Below are 16,717 nucleotides of genomic sequence, written 5' to 3' on the forward strand. Positions count from 1 at the left end.
GCCGTCAGCGCGGGGCCGTCAGCGCGGGGCCGACCCGGCGGCGGCCGGAACCTCCCGCGACGACCCGAGCACCCCGCCGAGCCACCGCGGCTGCCGCCGGGGTGTGCGAGGCCTCGCCGCCCTCGTGCCCGTTGAACGGGTGGGTGTGCGTCTCGCGTGCCGGTGTCGGCCGGCCGGTCGCCGCGCCGTACTGGTTGTAGGCGGCGAAGCCGGTGCTCGGCGGGCAGACGGTGTCGCACAGGCCGATCCCGAAGTGCGCCGGCGCGCTCGCCCGCCGGGCGAAGGACACCCCGTCGACGTACGACAGGGTGCGCCGGACCGCCTTCTCCGCCTCCCGGTGGTCCGCCAGGTACTGCGCGATCTCCCCGTTCACCAGCCTGGCTGGCCACCGTCCACCCGACCCCGCTGAGCTGGGACGCGTGCTTCGATCATGAGCTGTCGAGGGGATGACCGGCCCGGGTCGGCGCTCGATGCGGACCGCGAGCCTGCACCAGGGGGCCGGCACCGATGCCCGACGTGACCCGTGGCTACTGCTGGGGGCGCACCGAGGGGGCGATCGGTGAGATCCTGTACCTGGTCGGCACCGTCGCGGCGGCCTGCGTCCGGGGCCTGGAACGGACCGGGCTCATCGCCACCCTCCTGCACTTCGGCCGTTGCTCCGCCTCCTCCCGGGACGGACACAGCTCACTCTTGCGTCGTTGGTGCCCAGGAACTATCGCGGCGAGTGCTGGTGGGGGAGCCAAGGTGGTACGACACCGGTTGGTGGAACTCGTACCAGGGACACACCTCATTGGCGCTGTTCGGCAGGCCGACCGGCTCCTGGAGCAGGAAACATGGGCGGCGGCCACGTCGACGTCACCGGCCCGGCGGGGCCTGCCCCTCGGTGGCCTCGCGGCTGTCGGGCCGGGCCCTGGCGTACAGTGTTGACTCCAGCGCTCTACGCCCGCTGAGGCGCGCACCGGTGCCGATGCCGCGAGGCGATCGGGCATCGGGGTGTCCTCTCGCCCCGGCGGGTCGGGGCGACCGGCCGGTGGGCGGGGGGAGTGGGATGGCGGCGCGGGGTCCTGCGATGACGGATGTGGCCCGTCTTGCCGGTGTCTCCCACCAGACGGTGTCGCGGGTGCTCAACGGGCACCCCTACGTCCGGGAGCAGACCCGGCTGCGGGTCGAGGCCGCCATCGCCGAGCTGGGCTACCGGCCCAACCGGGCGGCCCGCGCGCTGGTCACCGGCCGCTCGCAGGTGATCGGCGTCGTCGCGCAGAACACCACCCTGTACGGGCCGGCGTCGCTGCTCGCCGCCCTGGAGCAGGTCGCCGCCGAGGCGGGCTTCGCGGTCAGCGTGGGCAGCGTGCGCGATCTCGACCACCGGTCGGTCTCTGCGGTGGTCGAGCGGCACCTGGCCCACGGGGTCGCCGGTCTGGTGGTGATCGCGCCGGTGGAGTCGGCCGGCGAGGCGCTGGAACGCCTCCCGAAGGACGTCCCGCTGGTGACCGTCGACGGCGATCCGGGCGGGTCGGTGCCGCTGGTCACCGTCGACCAGGTCGCCGGTGCCCGGGAGGCCACCCGACACCTGCTCGATGCCGGCCACCGCACGGTCTGGCACGTGTCCGGACCCTCCGACTGGTTCGACAGCGCCGGTCGTATCCAGGGCTGGCGGGAGGCGTTGCGGGCGGCCGGCGCGGAGCTGCCGCAGCCGGTGCCGGCGGACTGGTCGGCGGCGTCCGGCTACCGCTGCGGGCAGATGCTGGCCCGGATGCCGGAGGTCACGGCGATCTTCACCGCCAACGACCACCTCGCGCTCGGCGTGCTGCGGGCGCTGCACGAGTACGGCCGGCGGGTGCCCGACGAGATCAGCGTGGTGGGCTTCGACGACGTGCCGGAGGCCGCCTACTTCATCCCGCCGCTGACCACCGTACGGCCGGACTTCGCCGCGGTGGCCCGGGCCAGCCTCGACATGCTGCTGAGCCAGATCGAGGGCGGCGCCGGCGGTGAGCTGCGGCAGACCATCGCCCCCACCCTGGTCGCCCGGGACAGCGTCGCTGCGCCGCCGCGCTGACCGACCCGACGCTGCCCGGTCGCCCGTCCGCCGCCCCGGCCCGCGCGCCCGACCGGCTCCATCGGCGCGCGGGCCGGGTGACTGCCGGCCCGCCCCCACCGGGCCGGGCCGGCAGCCGGTCAACCGACGGTGCAGGCCGGGGTGCCGGACGGGCCGGTGCCGGTGCCCTGGAAGCCGAACTCGGTGCTGGCGCCGGCGGCGAGCTGGCCGTTGTAGCTGACGTTGCGGAAGTTCACCGTCCCGGTGCTGCCGCCGGCCTGCGCGCTCCAGGTGTTGGTGACGGTCGCGCCGGCGGGCAGGGTGACCCGTACCGTCCAGCCGTCGACCGGAGCCGCTCCGGCGGTGACCCGGACGGTGGCGACGAACCCGCCGGTCCAGGAGTTCAATGAGACCACGGCGGTGCACCCGCTACCGGTGGGCGGCGGGGTCGTCGGCGGCGGCGTGGTGGGCGGCGGCGTGCCGCTCCCGGCGTTGAGCGCGTCGAGGACGGCCTGGTACGCCGGCTTCCTGTTGCCCGACCGGTCGATCAGCAGCGCATTGTCGGTGCCGCGCCAGGAGTCGCTGTCGCGGACGCCCCACACGGTGATGCCGGTGCAGCGGGCCACGGCCAGACAGGCCCGGGTCACCGCGCCGTACATGGCGGCCTGGTTCGACCCCTGGGTGATGTCCAGCTCGGTGATCTGCACGTCGACCCCGAGGTCGGCGAAGCGTTGCAGGTTGGCCTGGTAGTCGCCGGGCAGCGAGGTGCCCAGGTGCGACTGGAAGCCGACGCAGTCGATGGGTACGCCGCGCGCCTTGAAGTCACGGACCATGTGGTAGATGGCCGTCGACTTCGGGTTGACGCTGTCGGTGTTGTAGTCGTTGTAGCAGAGCTTGGCGTTCGGGTCGGCCGCCCGCGCGGTACGGAACGCCACCTCGATCCAGTCGTTGCCGGTGCGCTGGAGGTTCGAGTCGCGCCGCGCGCCGCTGCCGCCGTCGGCGAACGCCTCGTTCACCACGTCCCAGGAGTGGATCCTGCCCCGGTAGTACGTCGCCACCTGGGTGACGTGGTTGACCATCGCCGAGCGCAGCGCGCTGCCACTCATGCTCTGTGCCCATCCGGGCTGCTGGGCGTGCCACAGCAGCGCGTGCCCCCGGATCTTCATACCGCGCGCCTGGGCGTGGCTGACGATCCGGTCGGCGTTCGTGTAGGTGAACCGGCCCTGGGACGGTTCGGTGGCGTCCCACTTCATCTCGTTCTCGGGGGTGACCGAGTTGAACTCGCGGTCCAGGATGCCGACGTACTGGCTGTCGGAGAGCTTGGCCGCCGCGACGGCCGCGCCGAAGTAACGGCCCTTCTCGGCTGCCGCCGCGCCGAGCGTGGTGGCCGCGCCGGCGGCGGGAGCCGTCACCACCGTGGCGGCGAGGGCGGCGGCGACGGCCGTGAGGGGGATCAGCACCGTGCGTCGACGTCGTGCCGGTGTCCGGCTGCCGGGGCGGTCAGGGATGTCGCGCATCAGAGGTCCTTTCGAGGTGGTGGGTGCGGCGGGTGGACCCGTCCGTCCACCCGCCGTGGGCGTCCGTCGGCGGTGCTCAGCAGGTCGAGTTGGTCTGGGTGAGCAGTCCCAGGCGCCAGGGCAGGTTGTTGTAGTCGCCGCCGGCGTTGGGGTCCATGCCCTGGTAGACGTAGCGCATGGCGCACGGACTGATGGTCAGGGTCTGGTCGGTCTGGGTCCGGATCATCTCCCCGTGGCTGATGTCGCGGGTCCAGGCGCCGGCGGGGAAGGTGACGTTGGAGGCCCGGGCGAAGGGGTTGCCCTCGGTGTCGGCCAGGGCCTGCCACGGCCCGGCGATGTCGCGCGCCGTCCAGGAGCGGAACCAGCGGCGGCCGTCACTGCCGATCGCCTCGTGGATCAGCAGCCAGGTGTCGCTGCCGGCGACCTTGTAGACGTTGGCGGCCTCGAACAGGCGGTTGCGGTCGGCGTCCTGCATGGCGATGACCGGCTGGCTCATGCCGTTGGGGAAGTTCGCCACGCTGGTCTGCGACCGGTAGAGGTGGCCGTTGTCGTCGGAGGAGAACAGGTGGCAGTTGACGCTGTCGCAGATGACCCACATGTCGACCCAGTAGCCGTTGCCGATGTTCTGCCGGATGATCTCCGGCATGCCGCTGTAGAAGTGCTTCGGCGCGCTCCACCCGTTCGGGTTGGCGATGTCGGGGTTGGTGGAATAGGACGCGTTGCCGGTCTGGTAGACCAGGTACCACAGCTTGTGCGGGGCGAAGTAGAACACCTCCGGCGCGGCCCGGTAGCCAACGCCGATCGGGGACTGGTCGAGGTAGTGGAAGGTGGCCGAGCCGGCCTGCGACCAGTCGGTGAAGTTCAGGTACACCAGGTTGTAGCCCGACGACTTCGCCGTGCTGGCGAACACGTGGTACCGCCCGTTGTGGTACACCACCGACGGGTCCTTGATCCCGGCGATGCCGCGACCGTCGGCCTTCGGGCCGATCAGTGCGCCGCTGGAACTCCACCGGAAACTGCTCGGCAGGCTGCCGGTGGGTGGTGGGGTGGTGGGCGGCGGCGTGCTCGGTGGCGGGGTGGTGGGCGGCGGTGTGGTCGTGCCGTCGGTGCAGGGGGTGCCGTTGAGGGTGAAGCCGGTCGGGGTCGGGTTGCTGCCGGCCCAGGATCCGTTGAAGCCGAACGACACGGTGCCGTTGGTGGCGATGCGGGCGTTGTAGCTGACGTTCCTGGCGGTCACCTGGGCTCCGCTCTGTGTGACGGTGGCGTTCCACGCGTGGGTGACCTGCTGTCCCGCGCCGTACGACCAGGCCACCGTCCAGCCGTCCACCGGGTCGCCCAGGTTGGTGACGGTGACGTTGGCGCCGAAGCCGCCCTGCCACTGCGACGACACGGCGTAGTTCACCGCGCAGCCGGTGACGGCGGCGTGTGCGGGCAGGGCCGCGGCGCCGGCGGCGGCGACCAGGCCGGTGGCGGCCACGAGCAGGCTGGCCTTCGCTCTCCAGGTGGGCATCAGGGTCCTTCCTCGATGGTGGGACGGAGGCGGCGACATCGACGCGCGCCGGGGCGCGCCCGGCGATCCGCTGCCGATGGAGGTAGCCGGAATTCACGTGCCGCGGAGCCGGCTGGTGGTGATGGGCGTCGGGGCGGCGTTCTCCCGCCCTGGCGGCACGCGCTGACCGATCTACGGAGCCCGGACTGGTCGCCGGCGGCGGTCCCGGCCATGGTCGGGAATCTGCCACCTGATCAATGACCCTCGATGGAGCGTGCCCTTCGCTCTGGTCCGAAAAATAGCATGTTATCGATAACATGCTCAAGTGGTGGCGACCGGGAGGATCGGCCGACCATTCGATGGTGGCGAGACACGAGACATGGCCGCCACCGTGGACCCTGCGTTGCGGGCCTTCGTCACCATGGAGGAATGGGTATCGAGTGGGGGGAAAGGTGCTACGGCGCCGCCTCCTCCGTGTCGACCGTGCCGTGCGGTGGTGGAGCGCCCGGTGAGTGAGGGACGGCAGGGCGTCGGCGCTGATCGAGAGGGGCGGTCGAGGGCGGGCGGCAGGGCCCGCGTGCCGCACGATGGCGCGGTCATCTCCCAGCAGATCCGGGTGGACGGGGGTTACGGGTACGGTGTCATCGGCGCCGACCTGCACGTCCATGCCGACCGGGGGCCGGTGTACCTGCTCGCCGAACATCGTGGCCCGGTGAGCGCCGACCCGTCGTGGCTGCTCGAGCAGCCCAGCAGGCTCCTGAACGCCCGGTACTCGGTGGTCGACTTCGTCGGGCGCGCCGCAGACATGGACAAGCTCACCGCGTGGCGGGACGAGAGCAACGAGCGTCTCGCGGCGCGGTGGCTCTTCGCCGCAGGCGGCCAGGGCAAGACGAGGCTGGCGCTGGAGTTCGCGGCCGTCAGCGTCGCCGACGGCTGGAAGGTCGTCGACGTCCTCCTCGGCGCCGGCGCTCGACCGTCAGGCAGCCACGACCTGCGCCCGGACGGACACCGCGGCATCCTGGTCCTGGTCGACTACGCGGACCGGTGGCCGCTGTCGTACCTGCACTGGCTGTTGAGCAACTCCCTCTTTCACCAGCAGGTGCCGACCCGGGTGCTGTTCCTGTCCCGCAGCGTCGACGGCTGGGCATCGGTGCGGAGTGCCCTGACCGCGCTCACGGCGGCCACCAGCGAACATCCGCTGGCGCCGTTGTCCGACCCGCCGGGCCGGGACCGGGTAGCCCGCCCCGACGACCGCCTGCGGATGTTCCGCGTGGCGCGGGACGCCTTCGCCCGACGGTACGGACTGGCGCGTGCCGAGGAGATCCCTCCGCCCGTCCCGCTGGACGACCCCGGATTCGGACTGACCCTGAGCCTGCACATGGCCGCCCTTGTCGCGGTCGACGCGCACAGCGCGGGTGCCCGGGCCCCCGCCGACATGGTCGGCCTCTCGGCATACCTGCTGGACCGCGAGCGCGCACACTGGCGCGAACTGTACGAACGCTCACGCGACGGTCTGGAGTTCCGGACTCCGCCTCGACGGATGTGGCAGGTGGCGTTCATCGCCTGTCTGACGGGTGCGACGACATATTCACAGGCGCGGGCGCTGCTGCGTCGGGCCGACATCGACGACCCCGACCCGGTGCTGACCGACCACGCGGTCTGCTACCCGCCGGCCCCGCCGTCCGAGGCACTCGAACCGATGTACCCGGACCGGCTGGCCGAGGACTTCCTCGCGCTCACCCTCGCCGGCCATGACGTTGCCGCCTATCCGGCCGCGCCCTGGGGTACCGCAACCCTGGCGGCCCTGCTGCACCAGGATGCCGACACCGCACCGCCGTTGCCACAGCCGGCCCGCCCGATCACGTTCCTCACCGCCGCGGCGCTCCGATGGCCCCATCTCGCCGCGCACCTGAACGAACACCTGCGGGCGGACCCGACCCTGGCGCTGAGGGGCGGGAATCCCTCGCTCGGCGCGCTCGCCGTGCTCGACGGCATCGACATCGAACTGCTCGACACGATCGCGTGGTGCTTCCCGGACGGTCGGCAGCTGGATCTGGACGTCGGAATGGCGGCCGTCAGCGTACGCATCACCGCGCACCGCCTCGCGGCCGTGTCGACCGAGCTCGAGCGTGCCGCCGTCCTGCAGGACCTGGCCCATCGGCTGTCCTTCGCAGGCCGGTACGAGGAGGCGGCCGAGGCCACCGAGCAGGCCGTCGACCTGCGTCGGGCGGTCGCCCGCCGGCAGCCGGAGCACCGCTCACTGCTCGCGTCGTCCCTGACGAACCTCGGCAACTACCGCACCCGACTGGGGCAGCCGGAGTCGGCGCTGGCCGCACTGCGGGAGGCGACGGAGCTTCGCCGGCAGGCCGCCCGGGCGGACAGCACGGCTCCACGCAGGAGCGCCTTGGCCAACTCCCTGAGCAGCATGGGTATCTGCCTGGCAGCCCTGGGACGGCACCCGGAGGCGTTCGAGGTCACGCGGGAATCCGTACAGCTTCGCCGCCGACTCGCCGCCGAGGACCCGGCGGCGTACAGTCCCGGGCTGGCCTCGTCGCTGCACAACCTCGGCAACAGACTGGCTGCCCTCGGGCGTCATCGGGAAGCGCTCGACGCCACCGGAGAAGCGGTGCGGATCCTGCGCCTGCTCGCCCGGGACAGCTTCGCCGAACACGCCGGTGAGCTGGCCATCGCGCTCGACAATCTGAGCGCGGACCTGTGGCGGACCGGGCGCACCGAGGCGGCGATGGCGACCGCTGGAGAAGCAGCGGATCTCCTTCGACGGCTGGCGCGGGAGAACCCGGAGGCGTTCGAAGAGCGGTACGCGTATCTCCTGAACCGGCTCAGCGACTACTACGCCTCGCTCGGCCGCTACGGCGAGGCGATACCGCCGGCACTCGCCGCAGCTGAGATCTGGCGGCGGCGCGGCGAGACTGATCGCGCTGCCGGCGACGCGCCACTGGCCACCGTGCTGCTGAACCTGTCGGGCCTGTGGGCGCACACCGGCCAGTGGCACGAGGCGCTGGCGGCGTCGATCGAGACGGTGGCCATTCGACGACGGCAGGCGCGTGCCGAACCGGCGCGATACGCCGCCGAGCTGGCAAAGGCCCTGTCGAACCTGGGCAGCGACCTCTACGCGGTGCAGCGTTACCGGGAGGCGCTGGCAGCGGTGACGGAGTCGGTGCGGCTCTGGCGTCAGCTCGCGACGACCGACCGACGCCACGTCCCGTTCCTCGCCGAGAGCTTGTACACCTGCTGCGTCGTCGCGCAGCCCGTCGATCGTACGGCGGCGCGGGACGCGGCGGTGGAGGCCGTGATGTTGTTCGAAGGTCTCGATCTCGGTGCCGGGGACGGCCACCGACTGACGCTGCTGGCCGAGGCACGCAAGCAGGTCGCCGAGCTGCGTGGCTGATGCCGCGGCCGGTAGGTGGGCCGGGTCGACGTGCGCTGGGTGGGCCGGTGTCACCGGCGCCTCGTCGGGGGGGGGGGGGGGGGGGCGACGTCCCGACGCCGCCGGACACGCCGGCACGTCCCGCCGCCGGACGATGGTGGACGGATGCTCTCCGGGCCGCGTGTCGGGTCTACGGGACGGTGACCCCGTACGCGGCCAGCGCCTCGGTGACCGGCTGGTAGTAGGTGGTCCCGCCGGTGGCGCAGGTGCCGCTGCCGCCGGACAGGATGCCGAGGACGGTGCCGGTCGCCGGGGAGTAGAGCGGCCCACCGCTGTCGCCGGGCTCGGCGCAGATGTTGGTGCGGATGAGTCCGGAGACGCTGCCCTCGGCGTAGTTGACGGTCTGGTTGAGCCCGGTCACCGAGCCGCACCGCACGCCCGTGGTCGCGCCGCTGCGGCAGACGGCCTGACCGACGTAGGCGTTGCCGGCGCCGTTGACGGTGAGCGTCCCCGGGTGGGTGTACACCGCGCTGGGGTGGCTGACCGTGCCGGTGTAGCGCACGATGCCGTAGTCGTTGCCCGGGAAGCTGCTGCCGGTACGGCTGCCGAGCACGGTGGTCCGGCTGCTGTCGGCGTACCAGGTGGCGGCGACGCGGGTGCAGTGCCCGGCGGTGATGAAGTAGTGGGTGCTGCCGCTGCGGACGTTGACGCCGAGGGAGCACCGGGTGCCGACGCCGTACACGGCCTGCCCGCCGGCGATGAGCAGACGCAGCCGGCCGGGTTCCCGGCGCACCGTCGCCCCGGCCCGCTCGGCGACCGCGCGTAGCGCACGGGCCTGGCTCTCGGTGACCGACTCGTCGACGGTGAGGGTGGTCCGGCCGGTCGCCGGGTCGGGGCCCCAGGCCGTGCCGGCGGTGCGCACCGCGCTCAGGGTGGGTGCGACGGATGCGCCCGTCGCGCCGTCGTGCGCGGCCGCCGGGGCGGCCGGGACCAGTAGGGCGAGTGCCAGCACGAGGGGCGGAAGACGACGCATGCCATCACCTGCGATCGTTGAATGTCGATGCCTGTTGTCAGCATCCGCCGTCGGCGTCACGGATTCAAGCGCCACCGGCCGCCGGTCCACGATGGTCGGCGCTCCGGCCGTGGCGGAACTGCAAAGAGTGTTGACAGTAGATGAACAAATCGACAGACTTCCCTGAGAGCGCTCTCCCGATCCGGCCCGCTCCGTCCCTCCTGGACGGCCGGCCGGGGGAGAGCGTCCGTCGCCGAGGAGGTTGTCATGGTTCCGACCCGCGCCCGCCGCGCCTGGGCGATCGTCACCGCGCTCGCGGTCGCGATCTCCGTGGCGCTCGTCTGGTGGACCCCGCCCCGACCCGCCGAGGCGGACATCGGCGGCATCACCTGGCAGGACGAGTTCAACGAGCCGGCGGGCACCCCGGTCAACCAGAGCCGGTGGCGGTTCGACATCGGTGGCGGTGGCTGGGGCAACAACGAGCGGCAGTACTACACCAGCAGCACCAGCAACGCCGTGCACGACGGCCAGGGCAACCTCGTCATCACGGCCCGTCGGGAGAACCCGGCCAACTACCAGTGCCACTACGGCCGGTGCGAGTACACCTCGGCGCGGCTGCTGACCGCCCAGACCTTCACCCAGACGTACGGCCGCTTCGAGGCGCGCATCAAGATCCCCCGGGGACAGGGCATCTGGCCGGCGTTCTGGATGCTCGGCAACGACATGGGCAGCGTGGGGTGGCCCGCCGCCGGCGAGATCGACATCATGGAGAACATCGGCCGGGAGCCGAACACGGTCTACGGCACCGTCCACGGCCCCGGCTACTCCGGCGGCGGCGGGATCACCGGCAGCCGGACCATCGGCAGCCCGCTCGCCGACGCCTTCCACACCTACCGGGTCGACTGGCAGCCGAACCTCATCGTCTGGTACCTCGACGGCGTCGAGTACCACCGGGTCGACCCGGGCCGCCTCGGCGGCAACCGCTGGGTCTTCGACCACCCCTTCTTCATGATCCTCAACGTGGCGGTCGGCGGGAACTGGCCCGGCTACCCCGACGCGACGACCCAGTTCCCGCAGCAGATGCTCGTCGACTACGTCCGCGTCTCCGGGTACGTCCCCGGCGGCAACCCGCCGTCGGGCACCACCCGCCTCCGCGGCGCCCAGAGCGGACGCTGCATCGACATCCCCGGCGCCAACCCCGTCGACGGCGCCAAGCTGCAGATCTGGGACTGCAACACCACCGCCGCCCAGGCCTGGACCTTCGCCGCCGACGGCACGGTACGGGCGATGGGCAAGTGCATGGACCCGGCCTGGGCCGGCACCGCCAACGGCACCGAGGTCAACCTGGTCACCTGCAACGGCAACCCGGTGCAACGCTTCACCCTCACCAGCGCCGGCGACCTGGTCAACCTCAGCGCCAACCGGTGCGTGGACGTCCGGGACGCGAACCCGAACAACGGCGGCAAGCTCCAGCTCTGGGACTGCACCGGCGCCGGCAACCAGAAGTGGTCACGGCACTGAGCCGAGCGCCGCGGCCGCCCGCGCGGGGAGGCGGGTGGCCGCGGCACGGCGCCGACTGACCCGGGGTGACGGGAACGGGGACGGCTCGGCCAGCGGGTCTACCCGGCTGCGGGCGGTGGCTGTGCGACGATCGTCGGGCGGACCGGTTCGCCAGCGTGGTCGATGGTCGGCGCCACACCCCGTACCCCCTTGGAGAGCACGATGTCCCGCTCCCCGGCTCGCGTCTTCGCCGCGCTGAACGCGGTGCGGCCCCCCGACGAGGCGTCTCCGGTCCTGGGCAAGGCCGTCGTGCTCGGCGGCAGCGTCGCCGGGTTGCTGGCCGCCCGGGTGCTGTCCGACCACGCGGAGAGCGTCGTCGTCGTCGACCGGGACGACCTGCACGCCACCGGCGTGCGGCCGGGCGTGCCACAGGGGACGCAACTGCACGCGCTGCTGCCCGGCGGCCTGCACCAGTTGGAACTCCTGTTCCCGGGATTCCGCGCGCAGGCCGTGGCGCGGGGGGCGGTCGAGGCGCCCCCCGCCGCCCGGCGCAACTACCTCGACGGCCGGCTGAAGGTCGTCGTCCCCGACGACGACGACAGCCTGGCCGGCAGCCGCCCGCTGCTGGAAGGGCTGATCCGCCAGCGGGTGCTGGCCCTGCCCAACGTCAAGACGGTCACCGCCCGCGCCACCGGTCTGGTGATCGAGGGCGCGGTGACCACCGGAGTCCGGTGCGACACCGGCGGGGGGCCCGGCATCGAGCGCGGCGACCTCGTGGTGGACGCCATGGGGCGCTCGAGCAGGCTGTCGGACTGGCTGGAGCAGTCCGGCTGGCAGCGGCCGGTGACCCGGCGGATGCCGGTGCACCTGAACTACGCCACGGCCGTGTTCCGGCGTGCCGGGACGGACCCGGACCCGGCGGTCGTGCTGGCGTTGCACAGTCCGGGCACGGCCGTCGACGTGGCCGGCGCGGCGTACTTCGCGGTGGAGGACGGCCGGTGGATGGCCATGATGGCCGGTTACGGCGCCGACCGTCCCGGGCGGACCGCCGAGGACTTCGTACGCCGGCTGCGCGAGCAGTTCCCGCCGGAGTTCGGCGAGGTCGCCGCCAACGAGATGCTCGGCGACGTGCGGACCTACGGCCACGCCGACAGCCGGCGGCGGGAGTTCCACGCGCTCACCCGGCTGCCGGCCGGGCTGGTCAGCGTCGGTGACGCGGTCGCGTCGTTCAACCCGGTGTACGGGCAGGGGATGACCGCGGCGGCCCTGCACGCGGCCTGCCTGTCGGTGTACCTGCGCTCCGGCGCCGACCTCGGCGCGCCGGCGCGCCGGTTCTTCGCGTTGCAGAAGGTGGTGGTCGACGCCGCCTGGTCGATGTCGACCTCCGCCGACCTGGCGCTGCCGCACGTCGACGGGCCCTATCCGCGCGGCTACCGGCTCTCCCGGTGGGTGAGCCGGCAGATCGTCGCGGCGACCGTCACCGACGTGGCGATCGCGCGCCGGTTCAACGAGGTCGTCTCCATGCGGGAGCACCCGCGCTCGCTGGCCACACCCGGGGTGATCCTGGGCGCGCTGCGCGCCAACCGCCGGGCACGGTGAGCGCGCGCATCGCCCCGAAGACCTGCCGCGCCGGTCTCCGGCGACCGGTGGTCACTGCCCGAGGAACTCCTCGATCACCGTGACCAGCCGCACCGGGGTCTCGTACATCGCGTAGTGCCCCGCGTTGGCGAGCACCTCGAGCCGGGCGTTGGGGTAGTGGCGCAGCCAGGTCTCGCGCATCGTGTCCGCGCCCAGCGCCGGGTCGTGCTCGCCGACGACGGCGAGCGCCGGCACCGGACTGCCCTTCACCTCGTCGGTGAAGTCGGTCCGCGCCCAGGCGGTGAGGTAGGCGCCGAACGCCTCCGGGGTGGAGTGCGCGAGGGAGAACCGGACCATCTCGTCCAGCCAGTGACCGGAGAGCCGGTTGCCGGTGGTGAGGTCGATGATCGTGCGCCGGTTGTCCGGGTTGGCCGCCGCGCCGTCGAACAGTGCCCAGCTCTGCAGGTCGAAGGGCACCCCGCCGGCCGGGACCGGGCTGATGCCGACGAGGCGTTCGACCCGCCCCGGCGCGTCGGCGAGCACCCGCTGGGCGGCGCTGCCGCCCATGGAGTGCCCGACCACCGAGAACGTGTCCCAGCCGAGGGAGTCGGCGAGGTCCAGGGCGTCCCGGGAGATCTCGGCGAGGCTGAACTCACCGGCCACCGCGGTCCGCGCGCCGTACCCGCGGTAGTCCAGGAACGCCCAGGTGAAGCGCTCGGTGTCGATCAGTTCCGGCAGCCAGCCCCAGCCCTGCGCCGAGCCGAACCACCCGTGCAGGGCCAGCACCGTGCGCGGTCCCCGGCCGACGACGACCGGGCCGGAGCCGGCGCTGTCGCTGATCGTCATGAGGCGACCCCCTTCCACTGCCGCGCAGCCGCGACGTGAGGTGAACGACGGGAGAGCCGGCGACGCGGGCGCCGGCGCCGTGGGATCGACCGTAGTCGGCGCGTGGACCGAACGGAAGGGCGGTCGTCGGCGGGTCCCTCGTCCCCGGGCGTGGCCGGTGCGACACAGTGGACGCCGACGTCGCCGACGAGTGGGATTTTGCACTCCCAGTGCACTTGTCTCGGGCCTGGGCGCCGCCTAGCGTCACCTCCATGCCTGCTTGCTGGACGTTCGCCGTGGCGCGCGACGACCTCGGCCGCACGACGCTCGTCGACGGCGCGACGGCCGAGGTGTCCGAGGGTGAGGCGCTGCTACGCGTCGACCGCGTCGGCCTCACCGCCAACAACGTGACCTACGCGGTGCTCGGCGACGCGATGCGGTACTGGGAGTTCTTCCCGCCCGGTCCCCGCGGGCTCGGACCGCAGTGGGGGCTCCCGCCGCTGTGGGGCTTCGCCGAGGTGGTCGCGTCGACGGTCGCCGGGGTCGCGGCGGGGCAGCGCGTCTACGGCTACCTCCCGTCCGCCGGCCACCTGCTGGTGCGGCCGGGCCGGGTGGACGCGCGCGGGTTCCGCGACGTCAGCGGGCACCGGGCCGAGCTGCCCTCGCCGTACCAGGTGTACCGGTCGAGCGCCGGCGACCCGGCCTACCGGGCGGACCAGGAGGACCTGCTGATCCTGTTCCGGCCACTCTTCTTCACCTCGTTCATGCTCGCCGACCGGGTGGTCGACGACGACTTCCACGGGGCGGCGTCGGTGGTGCTGTCGTCGGCGTCCAGCAAGACCGCCTACGCCACCGCGTTCCTCCTGCGCGGTCGTGGCCCGCGGCTGGTGGGGCTCACCTCGCCCGGCAACCGGGAGTTCACCCGGTCGCTCGGCTGCTACGACGAGGTCGTCGGCTACGACGAGATCGACCTGCTCGACCGGGTGCCGACCGCCCATCTCGACCTGTCCGGGGAGCCGGCGACCCGGGCCGCCCTGCGGCGGCGTCTCGGTGACCGGCTGGTACGCGACGTCGCGGTCGGGCTCACCAGTCGGATCCCCAACGCCGACGCCGCCGGTGAGGTGTTCTTCGCCCCGGTCCAGATGCGCAAGCGGCGCCAGGACTGGGGCGCCGACGAGCTCGACCGGCGTTTCACCGAGGCCTGGCGGCGGTTCGCCGAGGTGGTGGACGGCTGGCTCGACGTCCGCGCCGGCACGGGCCCCGAGGCCCTGCGGGCCGCGTGGGGGGAGGTCCTCGCGGGCCGTACGCCGCCGCGTGTGGGGCACGTCGTCCAGTTCTGATCGCAGGCGCGGCGTCCGGCGGGCGTGCCGGACGCCGATTTTCCGCGGCCCGCAGCGACCGGTCCGGCGCGCGGCGACGGCAGGTTCCGTCGCTGCGCGGCACCGGACCGGCTCCGGGCGCCCCGTCGGCCGTGCGCTTGCCGCCGGCCGGGGCGGCACCACGACGGCATCCCTCGGGCGGGCCGGCGCCGCCGGCACGCGGTCGAGGCCACGGGTGAGGGCGGCGGCCGGCCTTAGCTGCCCGTTAAGTAACCGGCGCGCCGGTTCACCCTGCGGGCCGCACTGGGCAGACTGGGGCGATGATCGCCGCCGACCCGCCCGTCACGCCCGTCCGCCGTCGTCGTACCCCGGTGCTGGTCGCGGTGATCGCCGCGCTCGCCGTGACGGTCACCGCGGGCGCCTGGTCGCTGCGGGAGCGCTCGGGCGGCGACGCGACGGGCCGGGCCGCGGCGCCGGCCGAGGCTGCTTCGGCCGGCGGCGTCCCCGCCTGCGCCGGTCGGCCGGCCCGGCCGACCCGCGAGCTGCGCGGCATGTGGATCACCACGGTGAACAACATCGACTGGCCGAGCCGGCGCGGGCTGCCGGCCGAGACGGTACGCGCCGAGTTGCGCGGCTGGCTCGACCTGGCCGTGCGGCACCACCACAACGCCGTCTTCGTGCATGTCCGCCCGAGCGGGGACGCGCTCTGGCCGTCGGAGTACGCGCCGTGGTCGGAGTGGCTGACCGGGCGCCGCGACGGCCGGGATCCGGGCTGGGACCCGATGGAGTTCATGATCGCCGAGGCGCACGCCCGCAACCTGGAGTTCCACGCCTGGTTCAACCCGTACCGGGGTGGACAGCCGGCCACGGTGGGCGGACCCGGCCCCCGGCTCGACCAGCTCGCGCCGACCCACCCGCTGCGCCGGCACCGCGACTGGGTGGTGACCTATCCCAGCGCCGACCGGCCCGGCAGCCGGCTCTACTTCAACCCGGGCATCCCCGAGGCGCGCGCGTTCGTCGAGGACTCCATGCTGGAGGCGGTCCGCCGCTACGACGTCGACGGGGTGCACTTCGACGACTTCTTCTACCCGTACCCGGAGGCCGGGCAGGACTTCCCCGACGACGCCGCGTTCGTCCGGTACGGCCGGGGCTTCGCCGACAAGGACGCCTGGCGCCGGGACAACGTGAACACGCTGGTCCGCGAGATGAGCGAGCGGATCAAGGCGCTCAAGCCGTGGGTGAAGTTCGGCATCAGCCCGTTCGGCATCTGGCGCAACGCGCGTACCGATCCGGCCGGCTCGGCGACCGCCGGGTTGCAGAGCTACGACGACATCTACGCCGACACCCGGCTCTGGGTACGCGAGCAGTGGCTGGACTACGTCGTGCCGCAGCTCTACTGGCACATCGGGTTCGGCAGGGCCGACTACGCCAAGCTGCTGCCGTGGTGGACGGCCACGGTGCGCGGCACCCGGGTACAGCTCTACATCGGGCAGGCGGACTACCGGGTGGGTGAGCGCGGCGCCTGGCGCGACCCGGGCGAGTTGGACCGCCAGCTCGCCCTCAACCGCCGGCACGGGGTGAGCGGGAGCGTGCACTTCAGCGCCCGGCAGGTCCGCGCCGACCGGCTCGGCGCGGTCAGCCGCTACCGCGACGCGCACTACGCCGCCCCGGCGCTGGTGCCGGTGATGGCGCACCTGCCGGCCACCCCGCCGGCCGCGCCGGCGGTCACCGAGGTGCGGCGGGCGGACCCCGGCCAGGTCGCGCTGACCTGGCGCGGCGACGGCGCGACGAGCTTCGCCGTCTACCGGGTCGACGGCGACGCGGCCCGGCTGGTGGGCACCACCCGGGGCACCGGGTGGGTCGACCGCGCCGCGCCGGCCGGACGTCCGCTCACCTACTGCGTGTCAGGGCTCGATCGCAGCGGCAACGAGGGCCCGCTCAGCGCGCCGGCGCCCGTCGCGGCGGGGTGAGGGACCGTGCCGACGGCTGGTCCCGGGGTGCCCGCCTCCTCGTGCTCGACGTCGCCGGACACGTCCGCTGACGACAGCTCATAG

General features: G+C 73.2%; 12 protein-coding genes. 7 read left to right on the top strand and 5 right to left on the bottom strand.

Annotated features, from left to right (window positions below; genetic code table 11):
• Nucleotides 1-4: 4 nt before the first annotated feature.
• Nucleotides 5-373: an acetylxylan esterase gene (locus GA0070614_RS28510; protein WP_269459465.1), complete on the bottom strand. Its 369-nt coding sequence runs from the start codon at nt 371-373 to the stop codon at nt 5-7.
• Nucleotides 374-507: 134 nt separating this feature from the next.
• Here GA0070614_RS28510 and GA0070614_RS31720 point away from each other — a divergent pair, with 134 nt between their 5' ends.
• Complete coding sequence (locus GA0070614_RS31720) at nt 508-927, top strand: glycoside hydrolase family 3 N-terminal domain-containing protein (protein ID WP_157745111.1); 420 nt, start codon at nt 508-510, stop codon at nt 925-927.
• Between the two features lie 142 nt (nt 928-1,069).
• Nucleotides 1,070-2,056: a LacI family DNA-binding transcriptional regulator gene (locus GA0070614_RS28515; RefSeq protein ID WP_172892523.1), complete on the top strand. Its 987-nt coding sequence runs from the start codon at nt 1,070-1,072 to the stop codon at nt 2,054-2,056.
• A 119-nt stretch (nt 2,057-2,175) separates the two neighbouring features.
• Here the strand turns inward: GA0070614_RS28515 and GA0070614_RS28520 are convergent, their stop codons facing one another.
• Both GA0070614_RS28520 and GA0070614_RS28525 read right to left on the bottom strand, forming a co-directional pair.
• Nucleotides 2,176-3,552, bottom strand: a complete 1,377-nt coding sequence (locus GA0070614_RS28520; protein WP_088978843.1) for an endo-1,4-beta-xylanase — start codon at nt 3,550-3,552, stop codon at nt 2,176-2,178.
• Nucleotides 3,553-3,628: 76 nt separating this feature from the next.
• The gene (locus GA0070614_RS28525) at nt 3,629-5,062 is read right to left on the bottom strand and encodes a non-reducing end alpha-L-arabinofuranosidase family hydrolase (RefSeq protein ID WP_197701360.1); all 1,434 of its coding nucleotides are present in this window, start codon (nt 5,060-5,062) and stop codon (nt 3,629-3,631) included.
• A 358-nt stretch (nt 5,063-5,420) separates the two neighbouring features.
• On the opposite strand from GA0070614_RS28525, the gene GA0070614_RS28530 reads away from it, so the two are divergent.
• Nucleotides 5,421-8,450, top strand: a complete 3,030-nt coding sequence (locus GA0070614_RS28530; protein WP_088978845.1) for a tetratricopeptide repeat protein — start codon at nt 5,421-5,423, stop codon at nt 8,448-8,450.
• 169 nt (nt 8,451-8,619) lie between these two features.
• Here GA0070614_RS28530 and GA0070614_RS28535 read toward each other — a convergent pair whose 3' ends face one another.
• Nucleotides 8,620-9,462, bottom strand: coding sequence for a S1 family peptidase (locus GA0070614_RS28535; RefSeq protein ID WP_088978846.1), 843 nt, complete (start codon nt 9,460-9,462; stop codon nt 8,620-8,622).
• A gap of 246 nt (nt 9,463-9,708) precedes the next feature.
• Between GA0070614_RS28535 and GA0070614_RS28540 the strand changes: the two genes are divergently transcribed.
• A complete protein-coding gene (locus GA0070614_RS28540) occupies nt 9,709-10,962 on the top strand; it encodes a glycoside hydrolase family 16 protein (protein WP_088978847.1) in 1,254 nt (417 codons plus the stop codon).
• 201 nt (nt 10,963-11,163) lie between these two features.
• Nucleotides 11,164-12,540, top strand: a complete 1,377-nt coding sequence (locus GA0070614_RS28545; RefSeq protein WP_172892524.1) for an FAD-dependent oxidoreductase — start codon at nt 11,164-11,166, stop codon at nt 12,538-12,540.
• Between the two features lie 51 nt (nt 12,541-12,591).
• Here the strand turns inward: GA0070614_RS28545 and GA0070614_RS28550 are convergent, their stop codons facing one another.
• Nucleotides 12,592-13,365 (bottom strand): alpha/beta fold hydrolase, encoded by a 774-nt coding sequence (locus tag GA0070614_RS28550; RefSeq protein WP_088978848.1) that lies wholly within the window; start codon nt 13,363-13,365, stop codon nt 12,592-12,594.
• A gap of 251 nt (nt 13,366-13,616) precedes the next feature.
• On the opposite strand from GA0070614_RS28550, the gene GA0070614_RS28555 reads away from it, so the two are divergent.
• Nucleotides 13,617-14,684, top strand: a complete 1,068-nt coding sequence (locus tag GA0070614_RS28555; protein ID WP_088978849.1) for a DUF2855 family protein — start codon at nt 13,617-13,619, stop codon at nt 14,682-14,684.
• 299 nt (nt 14,685-14,983) lie between these two features.
• Nucleotides 14,984-16,633 carry a glycoside hydrolase family 10 protein gene (locus GA0070614_RS28560; protein WP_088978850.1) on the top strand — a complete coding sequence of 550 codons (1,650 nt, stop codon included), beginning with the start codon at nt 14,984-14,986 and terminating at the stop codon, nt 16,631-16,633.
• Nucleotides 16,634-16,717: the final 84 nt, after the last annotated feature.

The sequence above is a fragment of the Micromonospora coxensis genome, assembly GCF_900090295.1.
Taxonomy (GTDB): domain Bacteria; phylum Actinomycetota; class Actinomycetes; order Mycobacteriales; family Micromonosporaceae; genus Micromonospora; species Micromonospora coxensis.

Bases quoted from the DNA above. Each gene is read 5' to 3' on its own strand.
- GA0070614_RS31720 (WP_157745111.1), top strand. From the start codon at position 508: ATGCCCGACGTGACCCGTGGCTACTGCTGGGGGCGCACCGAGGGGGCG.
- GA0070614_RS28515 (WP_172892523.1), top strand. From the start codon at position 1,070: ATGACGGATGTGGCCCGTCTTGCCGGTGTCTCCCACCAGACGGTGTCG.
- GA0070614_RS28520 (WP_088978843.1), bottom strand. From the start codon at position 3,552: ATGCGCGACATCCCTGACCGCCCCGGCAGCCGGACACCGGCACGACGT.
- GA0070614_RS28525 (WP_197701360.1), bottom strand. From the start codon at position 5,062: ATGCCCACCTGGAGAGCGAAGGCCAGCCTGCTCGTGGCCGCCACCGGC.
- GA0070614_RS28530 (WP_088978845.1), top strand. From the start codon at position 5,421: ATGGCCGCCACCGTGGACCCTGCGTTGCGGGCCTTCGTCACCATGGAG.
- GA0070614_RS28535 (WP_088978846.1), bottom strand. From the start codon at position 9,462: ATGCGTCGTCTTCCGCCCCTCGTGCTGGCACTCGCCCTACTGGTCCCG.
- GA0070614_RS28540 (WP_088978847.1), top strand. From the start codon at position 9,709: ATGGTTCCGACCCGCGCCCGCCGCGCCTGGGCGATCGTCACCGCGCTC.
- GA0070614_RS28545 (WP_172892524.1), top strand. From the start codon at position 11,164: ATGTCCCGCTCCCCGGCTCGCGTCTTCGCCGCGCTGAACGCGGTGCGG.
- GA0070614_RS28550 (WP_088978848.1), bottom strand. From the start codon at position 13,365: ATGACGATCAGCGACAGCGCCGGCTCCGGCCCGGTCGTCGTCGGCCGG.
- GA0070614_RS28555 (WP_088978849.1), top strand. From the start codon at position 13,617: ATGCCTGCTTGCTGGACGTTCGCCGTGGCGCGCGACGACCTCGGCCGC.
- GA0070614_RS28560 (WP_088978850.1), top strand. From the start codon at position 14,984: ATGATCGCCGCCGACCCGCCCGTCACGCCCGTCCGCCGTCGTCGTACC.